At 43.9% G+C, this 13,649-nt stretch carries 9 protein-coding genes; 5 read left to right on the top strand and 4 right to left on the bottom strand.

Annotation, left to right across the window (positions count from 1 at the left end):
- Window positions 1-58: 58 nt before the first annotated feature.
- Window positions 59-1,132 carry a tRNA preQ1(34) S-adenosylmethionine ribosyltransferase-isomerase QueA gene (gene queA / locus BDE27_RS02375; protein WP_099132458.1) on the bottom strand — a complete coding sequence of 358 codons (1,074 nt, stop codon included), beginning with the start codon at window positions 1,130-1,132 and terminating at the stop codon, window positions 59-61.
- Between the two features lie 118 nt (window positions 1,133-1,250).
- On the opposite strand from queA, the gene BDE27_RS02370 reads away from it, so the two are divergent.
- The 3 genes from BDE27_RS02370 to ggt all read left to right on the top strand — a co-directional run bounded on the left by BDE27_RS02370 (window position 1,251) and on the right by ggt (window position 4,600).
- The gene (locus BDE27_RS02370; protein ID WP_099132560.1) at window positions 1,251-1,838 is read left to right on the top strand and encodes an acyl carrier protein phosphodiesterase; all 588 of its coding nucleotides are present in this window, start codon (window positions 1,251-1,253) and stop codon (window positions 1,836-1,838) included.
- 199 nt (window positions 1,839-2,037) lie between these two features.
- On the top strand, window positions 2,038-2,640 hold the full coding sequence (locus BDE27_RS02365) for a peroxiredoxin C (protein WP_099132457.1): 603 nt from the start codon (window positions 2,038-2,040) through the stop codon (window positions 2,638-2,640).
- Between the two features lie 199 nt (window positions 2,641-2,839).
- Window positions 2,840-4,600, top strand: coding sequence for a gamma-glutamyltransferase (ggt, locus tag BDE27_RS02360; RefSeq protein ID WP_099132456.1), 1,761 nt, complete (start codon window positions 2,840-2,842; stop codon window positions 4,598-4,600).
- Window positions 4,601-4,694: 94 nt separating this feature from the next.
- On the opposite strand, the gene brnQ is transcribed toward ggt, so the two are convergent.
- The 3 genes from brnQ to phoB all read right to left on the bottom strand — a co-directional run bounded on the left by brnQ (window position 4,695) and on the right by phoB (window position 8,409).
- The gene (gene brnQ, locus BDE27_RS02355; protein WP_099132559.1) at window positions 4,695-6,035 is read right to left on the bottom strand and encodes a branched-chain amino acid transport system II carrier protein; all 1,341 of its coding nucleotides are present in this window, start codon (window positions 6,033-6,035) and stop codon (window positions 4,695-4,697) included.
- Window positions 6,036-6,389: 354 nt separating this feature from the next.
- Window positions 6,390-7,700, bottom strand: a complete 1,311-nt coding sequence (gene phoR / locus BDE27_RS02345) for a phosphate regulon sensor histidine kinase PhoR (protein ID WP_099132455.1) — start codon at window positions 7,698-7,700, stop codon at window positions 6,390-6,392.
- 19 nt (window positions 7,701-7,719) lie between these two features.
- A complete protein-coding gene (gene phoB / locus BDE27_RS02340; RefSeq protein ID WP_099132454.1) occupies window positions 7,720-8,409 on the bottom strand; it encodes a phosphate regulon transcriptional regulator PhoB in 690 nt (229 codons plus the stop codon).
- A 292-nt stretch (window positions 8,410-8,701) separates the two neighbouring features.
- Here phoB and sbcD point away from each other — a divergent pair, with 292 nt between their 5' ends.
- Entirely contained in the window at window positions 8,702-9,919 is a 1,218-nt protein-coding gene (gene sbcD / locus BDE27_RS02330; RefSeq protein WP_099132452.1) for an exonuclease subunit SbcD, read from the top strand.
- A gap of 17 nt (window positions 9,920-9,936) precedes the next feature.
- The gene (locus BDE27_RS02325; RefSeq protein WP_099132451.1) at window positions 9,937-13,617 is read left to right on the top strand and encodes an AAA family ATPase; all 3,681 of its coding nucleotides are present in this window, start codon (window positions 9,937-9,939) and stop codon (window positions 13,615-13,617) included.
- Window positions 13,618-13,649: the final 32 nt, after the last annotated feature.

Raw genomic sequence — 13,649 nt, 5'->3', positions numbered from 1 at the left:
TTTTAAAATCTTTTATTGCAAAGCACTTAATTTATATCGGCACCGTTTCTTCTGGTACTCACTCTTCTGATACCCGCTCTTTTACTGCCATTTTATTGCGATTGATAAACATTGCATCACCATAACTAAAAAAGCGATATTTTTCTGCTACCGCTTCTTTGTAGGCATTCATGGTATTCTTATAACCGGCAAACGCAGAAACCAGCATGATAAGTGTGGATTCAGGCAGATGGAAATTGGTGATCAGTGCATCTACAACCTGATATTCAAATCCAGGGTAAATAAAGATTTGGGTATCATCAAAAAATGGCGCGATAACCCCATCCTGACAAGCTCTCGCGGCACTTTCCAGTGAACGGACTGATGTTGTTCCTACAGCAATAACCCTGTTGCCACGCGCCTTACATGCCAGTACTGCATCCACGACATCCTGTGGCACTTCCGCATATTCGGCATGCATCACATGATCTTCGATGGTTTCTACTCGCACAGGTTGAAAAGTACCGGCACCAACATGCAGGGTGACAAAGGCCATTTCAATACCTTTTTCACGCAAGGCAGCCAAAAGAGGTTCATCAAAGTGCAATCCGGCAGTCGGTGCTGCCACTGCGCCTGGGCGTTCATTATAGACTGTCTGATATAGCTCGCGATCCGCATCTTCATCAGGACGAGCAATATAAGGTGGCAAAGGCATATGACCAATCTGGTCCAAAATGGTCAATACATCACGCTCATCATCAAAACGGATTTCGAACAAAGTATCATGACGCGCCAGCATCGTTGCCTTAATGTTTTGGGTCTCACCGAGGATAAGCTCAGTGCCTTCTTTCGGTGTCTTGGAAGCCCGAACGTGAGCAAGCACTCGCTTATCATCCAGCATCCTTTCGACTAAAACTTCCAACTTCCCCCCTGTCGCTTTACGGCCAAACAGACGCGCAGGGATAACGCGGGTATTATTGAAAACCAGCAGATCACCAGCTTCCAGCTTATCCAGCACATCAGTAAAAACACCGTGCGTCAGTTTGCCCGTTTCACCATCAAGGGAAAGTAAGCGGCAAGCACTTCGCTGTGGCTGGGGATAGTGAGCAATCAGCTCTTCAGGCAGTTCAAATGTAAAATCAGCGACACGCATTTTATCTGTATCATTCAAAAAAACAGGCGGACTAGTCTAGTGCTGCAAGCGCGAGGGTGCAACAAAGAAGCACCTGGTTTAACTATTTATGGTGCACTCTTTACTGTATACTCGCACCATGAATTTTCTCGCACACCTTCATTTAGCTGCATTAGCGGAAAGTTCCTTATTGGGGAATTTGATGGCGGATTTCGTCCGAGGATCTCCAGAAGGCACATTCAGTTCTGACATTGTAGCGGGTATCCGTATGCACCGTCGGGTGGACAGCCTGACGGATAAGCATCCACTTGTCATGGCAGCACGCAAATTATTTCGCCCCGAATATCGGCGCGTTGCCCCCATTACTCTTGATATCATCTGGGATCACTTTCTTTCTCGGCATTGGGGCAAGTTTGAAAAAAATTACTCCCTGCCCGAATTTATCAATCTTGCCCGCCACAATATAGAGCCTCATCTCGCTTCAACTCCTGAAAAATTTCAGGAATTGAACAACTACCTCTGGTCACAAAACTTGTTCATCCGTTATGCCGATATGTCATGCATCGCCAATGTCTTGCAAAGCATGGCTCGCAGGCGTCCCAAATTATCCGCACTGACAGGATCGTATCAGGATATAGAAAATCATTACCTTGATTTTGAAGCACTATTTTGCCAGTTCTACCCAGAAATGATGGCACTAGCATCAAATAAGCGTCTGCTTGAGTAGCATCTGTCTTGAACTTTTCATCACTTGAATTTTTCATAAATAGTTTTATCTTATGTAGTCTAAAAGGAATTAAAAACATCTTATTGATAGGTAAAATCTATTATAATGATTGGTATTTTATCCTTTATTGCTATAACCTAATTCCTTATGCTGTAACCCGTTTTTACATAACATCTTTTTAAAATCACAGGAGTCAATTATGGTTTTAGTAACCCGCCAAGCCCCTGACTTTACGGCTGCCGCAGTTCTCGGTAACGGTGAAATTGTTAATAACTTCAATCTGAAAAAACACCTGAATGGCCGTCCTGCTGTTATTTTCTTCTGGCCAATGGATTTCACTTTCGTCTGCCCTTCTGAGCTGATTGCTTTCGATCATCGCTATGAAGAATTCCAGAAACGTGGTGTTGAAATTGTTGGTGTATCCTTCGACTCTGAATTCGTTCACAACGCATGGCGTAAAACCCCAATCAGCGAAGGCGGTATCGGCGAAGTCAAATACCCAATGGTTGCTGATATCAAACGTGACATCATGAAATCTTACGGCATTGAGCACCCAGAAGCTGGCGTTGCTCTGCGTGGCTCTTTCTTGATTGACAAAAATGGTGTTGTTCGTCATCAAGTGGTTAACGATCTGCCACTGGGCCGTAATATCGATGAAATGCTGCGTATGGTTGACGCTCTGCAATTCCATGAAGAGCACGGCGAAGTTTGTCCTGCACAATGGGAGAAAGGCCTGGAAGGTATGGGCGCTTCACCTGAAGGCGTAGCAAAATACCTGACCAAAAACGCTGATAAGCTGTAATCCCGTTAGGATTCAATCAGTTCATAACTTTATGTTATGAAGCATTCCAAACCAGCCGCCCAGTCGGCTGGTTTTTTACTTTCAAAAATCCTGAGCTTTAGATAAGGTGAATTACGCATTCGCAACAAAAACACCACAAAAACTCAAATCAATTAACGATTGATTAATAACAATTGGCCTATCCTCAGGAGAACAACACATGTTCAAAGCATGGAAAATACCACTTATCGCTGTATCCCTACTTATTTCTACTCCACTTTATTCTGCCACTGAACCTGCTGTTGAAGCTAAACAGGGCATGGTTGTCAGCTCACAACGTCTTGCTTCACAAGCTGGCATCGATATTCTCAAAATGGGTGGGAATGCCATTGATGCCGCAGTTGCTGTTGGATATGCCCAGGCAGTGGTTAATCCCTGCTGCGGTAATATTGGCGGTGGTGGCTTTATGACCATCCATCTCGCTAATGGAAAAGATACTTTCATCAATTTCCGTGAAACAGCCCCTGCCGCGGCTAACGCTGATATGTATCTGGATAAAGATGGAAAAGTTATCAAAGGTGCCAGCCTGTATGGTTATAACGCGATTGCTGTACCAGGCACAGTCATGGGATTTGAAGAGGCATTGAAAAAGTACGGCACATTAACTCGCGAACAAGTCATGGCACCGGCCATCAAACTGGCGCGCGAAGGCTATATACTGACCCGTGGCGATACCGATATTCTGGATACTACAGTGAAGCGTTTCGCTCAAGATCCAGAAGCTGCCCGTATTTTCCTGCGCAAGGATGGCACACCATTCGAACCAAGGGACAGGCTTATCCAAACCGATTTAGCCAACACGCTGGAAATGATTGCCAAACATGGGCCTGATGCTTTTTATCACGGCAAAATTCCCCAATTAGTTGAACAAGCATCAAAAAAATCAGGCGGAATTATCACCGCAGCGGATTTTGCCAATTACCATATCACAGAAACAACACCCGTCACTTGTAGTTACCGAGGCTACAAGTTTATCTCTTCTCCACCTCCCAGCTCTGGCGGTGTTACGTTATGCGAGATATTAAACATCATTGAAGGCTACGATCTTAAATCCATGGGATACAACTCTGCTGCTTATATTCACACATTGACAGAAGCCATGCGCCACGCCTATATGGATAGAAATACCTATCTGGGCGATCCCGCCTTTATTAATAACCCGCTTGATCGACTGTTAAGTAAAAGTTATGCCGAATCGATCAGAAAAGAGATTCAACCGAATAAAGCCACTCCATCGGTGAATATTCAACCAGGCATTGGTTCCCATGAAAAACCGGAAACTACCCACTATTCCGTAGTAGATAAAGAAGGAAACGCGGTATCAACAACTTACACCATCAATGGACGTTTTGGTGCCGTTGTAATTGCGCCAGGAACAGGCTTTTTCCTTAACGATGAAATGGACGACTTCACAACTAAAGTTGGTGAGAAAAACCTGTACGGGCTAGTGCAAGGTGCAACCAACTCAATAGCCCCTGGTAAGCGCCCACTATCATCAATGAGCCCAACACTCGTGACCAAAGATAATAAAATCTTCCTGGTCTTAGGTTCTCCCGGAGGTTCACGCATTATCTCCATCACGCTACAAGCGGCCCTGAATATCATCGAATTCAACATGCCACCACAAGAAGCTGTCAATAGCCCACGGATCCATCATCAATGGCTACCTGACGAAGTCTATTATGAACAACGTGGCTTGTCGAAAGACACCCTAAACTTACTGGAAAAAATGGGCTACAAAATGGTGGAACAGATACCTTGGGGAGCCGCAGAATTAATCATGATTGGATTGCCGGGTGCCGCTGGTGTGACTCCACAATCATCAGGTAATGATTCAGCCGTATCAGGTATTGTCCGTGAAGGCTACATCTACGGCGCCAACGATGCACGGCGACCTGCCGGTGCCGCTATTGGTTATTAACCCGAATAACTCAACAAAAAAGGGTGAGCCGTTTTCAGCGGCTCACCCTTTTATCATCTAATAACGTCATTTACATCATGAACAAATTTTATTCCTACTTCTCTTCAGGCTGCACTTCATACTTTGGGAGTTTTACGCCTCCTACGATGCGATCATAAATGGCGCACACAACAATCGTCAGCAAAGTAGGCAATAACCAAGCCAAACCCTGATCCGCTAATGGCAAATGATTCGCCCACCCTGGTAGTAAATGGGATAAATACTCAGAAGCTTTTATTGCATCCAAAATTCCAAACAGCAAACTGATAGACATGGCAGGAGCCAAAATGCGGGTGAAATTATTCCACCAACGGATTGTAAAGCTCAGTAATATCAGCGCGATACAGGGTGGATAAATTGCCGTCAGTACTGGAATTGAGAACTTAATCAAGTGACTTAAGCCCATGTTAGAAACCAGCATGGAGAATGTACCTAAAATCAGTACCAGAGCACGATAAGACAATGGCAAATAACGGCTGAAAAATTCAGAGCAAGCACAAGTCAAACCGACAGCAGTCACCATACAGGCAACAAAAATCAGTAGCGCGAGGAAGAAACTGCCGTAGTCACCAAAAATATTTTGGACATAGGCGTGCAAAATCACAGCACCATTCTCTGCTGTAGGCACTAATGTGCCACTACCTTCCCCAAGTTTGAACAAAGAGAGGTACACCAGCGTCAAGCTAAGACCAGCAATCAAACCAGCCCACATGGCATAGCGCGTCAACAGAGAAGAAGCTTCAACCCCTCTGGAACGGGCCGCATTGACAATAACAATACCGAATACCATTGCGGCCAGTGTATCCATTGTCAAATAGCCATTGACAAAGCCATTTGAAAACGGAATTTCCCGATAAGTTTCAATAGCAGGAACAGGGCCACCTGCCGGCCACAACACAGCCGCAATTCCCAAAATGGCTAACGCCACGATTTTGATTGGAGCCAATATATGGCCAACGTTATCCAGTAGTTTTCCTGGATACAATGAAATCAGCACCACGAGTGCAAAATAGATCACGCTATAGATAAATAAAGGAAGATCACCTGTTCCGGTAAGTGGTGCAATACCCACTTCAAAAGAAACCGTTGCGGTTCTAGGTGTTGCAAACAGGGGGCCGACAGCTAAATAGCAGACAGTTGCCAGAATCAGACCTGCAGTTTTTCCAATCGGTGTACTGAGTGCTTCAATGCCCCCACCCACTTTTGCCAACGCAATGACAGTAATGACTGGCAAGCCAACAGCGGTTAGCAAAAAACCGGCGGCTGAGATCCAAACATTCTCTCCTGCCTGCAAGCCAACCATAGGCGGAAAAATAATATTTCCCGCACCAACAAACAAGGCAAAGGTCATAAAGCCTAATGCCCAAATATCCTTAGATGATAAACGGTATGCCATAATGATTGTTAATGTATTTTGCCAAAAGAGATGCATCTGCGACAGTAACTATCGCTAGCACTTGAATTTCACTGGCGAGACCGAATTCTGATTTAACCGTCAGTGAGCAACATAATATTCACTGATAATCGCAAGATACAGAATGATAGTAGTAATAACAGCTAGAATCGCCAATAACTGTCCCCAAGTAAAACTTTTATAGCGCTAAAAGGCAAGCACAAAACCAAAAACCAGAACAATATCCTGAACTGGTTTTTAAAATCAGTTATTATTGTTATCTATCATTGAATACACACTATATGATTTGTGTGTTTTTTTGCTCATGCGCATTTTTTGTTCATGGCGATTAATAAATCATTTTGTCATAAAACTGTTTTTGGCAGCAGCTATAAGCCTAGACGCCAATAAAAAGCTAAAAACTGAGCCCTTTCCTAAAGTACTCGCAATATCAAGATGAGTATTGTAGTGATGCAATGCATGTTTCACTATCGCCAAACCTAACCCATTTCCCCCAGTTTGACGTGAACGCGCTCGATCGACGCGATAAAAACGTTCTGTCAGACGTGGTAAATGTTCCGCGCTAATCCCACCACCATTATCTTTCACTTTGAACAGTGCACCTTGGGAAACATGTCGCCAACTCACCTCAATCCTTGTGCCCGGCGGGGTATGTTTGATGGCATTATAAATAAGGTTAGACATTACACTGCGCAGTTGTTCTTCATTACCAAATACATTCAGTGTTTCATCGATATCAAACACAATATCATACTGCTCATTTCCCAGGGCCAACGCTTCCCGTTGCAATATTTTCAACATGTTAGGAACATCCACGGCTTCATTCATATCCACTTGTGGCCCCCCTTCAATTTTGGAAAGATGCATCAGTTGCTGCACCAGGCCATCCATTCTTCGTATTTGTTCCCGCATCGTACCGATAACCTTCTGGTTCACCTTATTGCCGAACGCCTGATCCTCCATCATTTCCAGATAACCTTGCAGTACAGTGAGAGGAGTTTTGAGTTCATGACTCACATTGGCAAAAAAATCCCGTCTGGCATTTTCCAACAGTCGTTTTTGGGTAATGTCACGCGCGACCATCAATAATTGCTTCTCAGAATAAGGCATAATGCGGAACTCCATCATATTGCCATTATTCAATTCGATGGACAGAGGGTGGGAAAAATCATTCGCTGTGATATAACGGCTGAAATCAGGATAGCGAAGCAGGTTGAAAATATGCTGACCATTATCTTCAGGCCAGCGGAACCCTAGTAAATGTTGTGCCAGACGATTACACCAAAAAATATTGCCTTCCGTGGTCATTATCACCATGGCATCCGGCAATGATTCAGCCCCGCTACGAAAGCGTTTGATGAGTAATGCGAGTTCACGACGCCGTTTACGATTGCGTTGCTGCATCTGGTAAATACCATAAAAGATAGGTTCCCAGCCGCCACGACCGACAGGCGGTAACATATTGCGATCCAACCATAACCAATCGGATAATTTCAGCAAATTATAGCCATGCCATACCAGAGCCAAAAACAGTGCGATAACCAGCAGCCATGCCAAGTAACCGATAAAAAGAGACAAAATGACAGCGGGCAAGCAAAAAAGCACAAGCCCCCATACCAACTTTTTCCAAGATAAACGCTCAAGCACGTGACTTTACTCCAAACAGTCAATAGCGGGTAGAAAAGCGATAACCTGTACCACGCACTGTTTGTACCATCTTAGCGTGATCCCCTATCTCCAACGCTTTACGCAACCGTCGGATATGTACATCAACCGTACGATCTTCCACATAAACATTTGTTCCCCACACATAGTTGAGTAACTGTTCACGACTATAAACACGCTCAGGATGAGTCATAAAAAAGTGGAGAAGTTTGAATTCAGTTGGCCCCATTTCCAAATCTTGTCCCTGACTGGAAACGCGGTGGGATGATGGATCCAGAATCAATCCATCCATATCAATAATGTCTTCCGACTCTATAGGTAAAATACGCCGCAAAACAGCCTTAACCCGGGCAATCAATTCCTTAGGTGAAAACGGCTTCGTTATATAGTCATCAGCACCGACATCTAAACCACGTACCCGATCCTCCTCCTCCACCCGAGCCGTGACCATAATGACAGGGATCGCCTTAACGTTATTATCCCGCTTCATTTGCCGGATAAGTTGTATCCCAGAACCTCCTGGCAGCATCCAGTCCAATAATACCAAATCAGGATAAGGCTCAGACAAACGTCTTATTGCTGTATCGTAATCTTCGGCTTCAATGGCTTCATAACCGCTTTGCTCCAATGCAAAACAAACCATTTCACGAATCGGCACTTCATCTTCAACGACCAAAATGCGTTTAACCATGATCAATCCCGTTAATATCATTAAGGTGAGTGACTTTCACTGCAAATATTATGAGTCAATTTTATGACACTTTTATGAAATTCCTTATTTCTCAATTAACAAGATACAAACTGGTTTCCAAAGAAAATCCTGCATCTTTGTCATATTTCATTAGAAATGCAAACCAGCTCGAAAATTCAGTAAAGGATGCCAAATTACACAGGACATCCCTCACACTGCCATTATAATTAGCACCTGCAACAGGCGATAAGTAGCGGGCTAGAAAAACAATTAGGGCAACGGCGGGAAAATCATGCGAATCATTCATACATCTGACTGGCATCTTGGCCAATATTTCTTTACTAAAAGCCGCGCCGCTGAACATAAGTATTTTTTGCAATGGCTGATTGAAAAGATCGTACAGCATCAAGTTGACGCACTCATTATTGCCGGTGATATTTTTGATACCGGCTCCCCACCCAGCTACGCACGCGAACTTTATAACAAATTCATTGTGGCACTACAGCCCACAGGCTGCCAACTTGTCATTCTCGGTGGAAACCATGATTCCGTTGCCACACTCAATGAATCTAAATCCCTTCTCTCTTACCTGAATACCACTGTGATTGCTAATGCTGAAACCAAAGATATAGCACAGCAGATAAAGATCCTGTATGGCAGAGACAGTAATGCCGGAGCGATTCTCTGCGCTATTCCCTATCTGCGTCCACGGGATATCATCACCAGCCAGGCGGGGCAATCTGACGCACAAAAACAGCAGGCGCTACAGGATGCCATCACCGAACATTACCACAGACTCTATCAGCAAGCTTGTGCATTACGAGAGCAGCTCGGCCAGCCATTACCGATTATTGCCACTGGTCACCTCACTACGGTGGGAGCTTCCACTACGGATTCCGTTCGCGATATTTACATTGGCACATTAGAGGCCTTCCCCGCACAATCCTTCCCTCCTGCTGACTATATTGCACTGGGGCATATCCACCGCCCGCAAGTCATCGGTAAATCAGAGCATATCCGCTATAGCGGCTCCCCCATTCCACTCAGTTTTGATGAAGTGGGACAAGAAAAAAGCGTCTGCTTAGTGGACTTTAAATCAGGTAAACTCGATAGCATCACACTTTTACCGATCCCATATTATCAGCCTATGCAGCTTATTCGTGGTAATTTGCAACAAATTGAAGAGCAATTACACTCTTTCAAGGAATATCAAGGAGAGCGTCCGGTTTGGCTGGATATTGAAGTCGCAACCCAAGATTACCTGCCCGATATCCAAAAACGCATCCAAACCCTCAGTGAAGGCCTGCCTGTTGAGATTATTCTGCTACGCCGCAGCAAAAGCGCTCGCCAACTGTCATTGTCTGAACAAAATAAAGAAACACTTACCGAGCTAAGCGTAGATGAAGTCTTTGAACGTCGTTTGGCGCTGGCTGAAATCGATGATCCCGCGCAAAAACAACGCCTGACCACGTTGTTTAAACAAACGCTGGATGATATTTCTCAGCAATAACATGAAGAGAACATGCCATGAAAATTCTTAGCTTACGGCTGAAAAATATCAATTCCCTGCAAGGTGAGTGGAAAATTGACTTTACGGCAGAACCATTTGCCAGCAATGGATTATTTGCCATTATTGGCCCAACTGGTGCAGGAAAAACCTCCTTATTGGATGCCATTTGCCTCGCCCTGTATCATGAAACACCAAGGCTCAATACTATTTCTGCTTCGCAAAATGAATTAATGACCCGTCATACCGCAGAGTGCCTTGCTGAAGTAGAATTTGAAGTCAAAGGCATTGCTTATCGGGCATTTTGGAGTCAGCGCCGTGCTCGCAACCAAGCAAATGGCAAACTCCAACCCCCAAAAGGAGAATTGGCCCTCAAAAAAGAGGGAAAAATTCTGGCTGATAAAATTCCAGAGAAAAAAGAAAAAATTGCCGAAATAACTGGACTGGATTTCAGCCGTTTTACCAAATCCATGCTTTTGTCACAGGGAAATTTTGCCGCATTTTTAAATGCACAGGATAAAGATCGGGCAGATCTACTGGAAGAGCTAACTGGTACAGAAATTTACGGCATCCTGTCCCAGGAAATTTACCAACGTCATAAAGAGGCACAATCTGAACTGAACATTCAGCAGGCTAAAGCCTCTTCCATTGAATTACTCACGCCAGAACAACAACAGGCATACCAAAACCAGCAACAACAGCTTATTACAGAAGAAACCCAACTCAGCCAACAAATGAAAGCGTTACAAACTGCCGAAAATTGGCTTTTGCGACAGGATGAGCTACAGCAATCAATGGTCAGCAGTGCTTCACTTTTACAGCAAACTGAGCAAGTAATTCAAGAAGCACAACCTCAGTTGCAACAACTTGCTGCTAGCGAACCAGCAGAGAAAATCCGTCCATTATGGGATGCACAAAACCGCGCCACTCATGAAAAACAGCGGATTGTGGAACAACGCACAAAAATAGAGCATGAACGCCAACAACAACTGGCAATGCTGCAACCTGCTGAACAGCAACTGGCGCAGTTGGAGAAAAAGCGGGAAGAGCATCAACAGCATCAAAATCAGCAAGAAAAGCTCATCTCAGAGCAAATTATGCCACTCGATCATAAAATTGATATTCAATCCAAAGAGCTGTTGAAACTTGAACAAGAAATCGCAGGACAAAACCGTGATCTCACAGACATTTTATCCCAACACCAAGCCACACAGGATCGAACGGCTACCTTAAATAACGAACAAAAGACGTTGGAGTCCTACTATGAGCAGCACCCTTATTACTGCAATTTGGACAGCAAACTGCCTGAATGGAAACAACTATTCACCCGTCAGAAAGAACGACGAGAAAAAATAGACCAACTTACCCAAAGCACTCAACAAATTGGCTCAGAGCTTGCCCGTACAACCGATTATTTACATAAATTAAATGCAGAGCTGGCTAAACAGCAAGAACAGAGCCAAATACTGCGTAATAGCTTTGCCTCTGCTGAAAACCAACTCACAACGTTGCAGCAAAAGCATCCTTTGGAACAGTTGCAGAGAAATTTAGAAAATTATCAGAAAAAATTGGTATCACAGAACCAATTGGAGATCTTGCTTCCCCAGATCCAACAGTTACAAACAGCGATCTCAGCCGATCAAAGCCAATTGAACCAATCTCAAGCATTGATAAAAGCCTTACCTGATCAGATCGCAACCCTCAATCAACAGTTGGTAGATAAACAGCAACATTATGACGATCTCACCAATCGAATTCGTTTGGAACAACGAATAGTCAGCCTGGAAAAAGAACGGGCACAATTAAAAGAAGGTGAGTCTTGTCCGCTTTGCGGCTCAACTCATCATCCTTTAATCAATGAATACCAGAATATTGCCCTACCACATTCAGAAGAGCGCCTGAAAACCCTGCGTCAACAGATTGATCAACTGCAAGAAAATCGTACAACCCTACGGCAAAAACAACAGCTTCAACAGCAGTATGGCGAACAATTACAGAAAAATATCGCACAATACCACGCTAAATTGACGGAATGGGTTAAACAATGGGAACACCATTGCCAGCAGTTGCAGGCTACAGAATTACCGATGGAGACAAAGACGGTTAATTACTTTATCAGCCAACGACAATCTGCTTATCACCAAAACCAAGCGCAGCAGGAAGCCCTATTACAGGCAGAGAAAAACTATCAAACAGCCGAAAAAGCACTTGCTACCAACCGAGAACAATACCAAGCCTGTGAAAAGAGTATTGAACTGGAAAAATTCAAACAGGATTCAGCGCAAAAACAATTGACAGAAAAGACAGCAGAAGCTCAACAAATAGAAGCCGACTATGCAGCGACAGCACAACAGTTAAACACGGCATTACAGCCGACCCCTTTCACACTTCCTGTCTCTCATGAAATAGAAAACTGGCTGCAACAGCGTGAACAAGAATTAAAAAACTACCACGATTCACGAGAAAAGTGGCAGCAACTACAAAAAGAACAAGCAGCCTTGCAAAGCAAACTGGGTGAACTAGACAAACAAAAAAATAAGCTCTCCACTCACCTTCATACTTTGAGGGAACAACAACAACAGCAAATGCAGTTATTGGAACAAACACGTCAGGAACGTCAGTGTTTATTTGGCGAACAATCCATCATTGCTGTTCGTCAGGCCTTGCAGCAAAAAACCAATGAATTGGAAATCGCCTACAAACAGGCTGTTTTCCATCTGCAAACACTGCAAAACAAAATGAGTCAATTAATCGGTGCTGCCAGTGAAATAGAAAAAAGCCACACCATTGCCGAAGAAAACTACAAACTTGCTATCATCCATTTACAAACAGGCTTAGAACAGCAAGGCTTTCCCGATCAATCATCCTTTGAACATGCCTTATTGGAACCAGAACAGCGGGAAAAATTACAACAGTTACAAGAAAAACTTGAACAGCAACAATTGCAAGCTAAAACACGGCATCATGAATCAGAAGTGGCCTTACAGCGACATACAGAAACGCAGCCACAATTGCTTAATCAACATGAACCTCAACAACTATCCACCATATTGACCGACGTTACGACTAAGTTGAAACAAAATAACCAACAACAAGGTGAAGTCAGAATCGTATTGAACAGCAATGCAACTCGCCGTCAACACCAACACAAGTTACTGGCACAGATCGCACTCTTACAACAGACATATGATGACTGGAGCTATCTCAATAATCTCATTGGCTCTGCCGATGGCGCGAAATTCCGCCGTTTTGCTCAAGGTCTGACATTGGATCATCTCGTACATCTGGCAAATATCCGATTGGAAAAATTACATGGGCGCTACTACTTGCAACGCAAAGATGACGGCGGACTGGAATTACAAATCGTTGACACCTGGCAAGCGGATGCTACGAGGGATACCAAAACGCTTTCTGGAGGAGAAAGTTTCCTTGTCAGCCTTGCTCTTGCTCTCGCCTTGTCTGATCTAGTGAGTAACAAGACACAAATAGAATCCCTGTTCCTTGATGAAGGGTTTGGCACGCTTGATCCTGAAACTTTGGATATCGCTTTGGATGCACTGGATCACCTTAATGCATCAGGAAAGACTATCGGAGTAATTAGTCATGTAGAAGCATTAAAAGAGCGAATTCCTGTTCAGATCAAAGTGGAAAAAAAGAATGGATTGGGTTTCAGTCAATTAGCTGCAGAATTTCGGGTTTAAACATGGAAATCAAATAGTAACAACCGCTTGAG

The organism is Xenorhabdus ehlersii (genome assembly GCF_003610465.1).
Lineage (GTDB): Bacteria > Pseudomonadota > Gammaproteobacteria > Enterobacterales > Enterobacteriaceae > Xenorhabdus > Xenorhabdus ehlersii.
The sequence above is the reverse complement of the archived record's forward strand: the minus strand, read 5'-3'. Positions and strand labels throughout refer to the sequence as shown.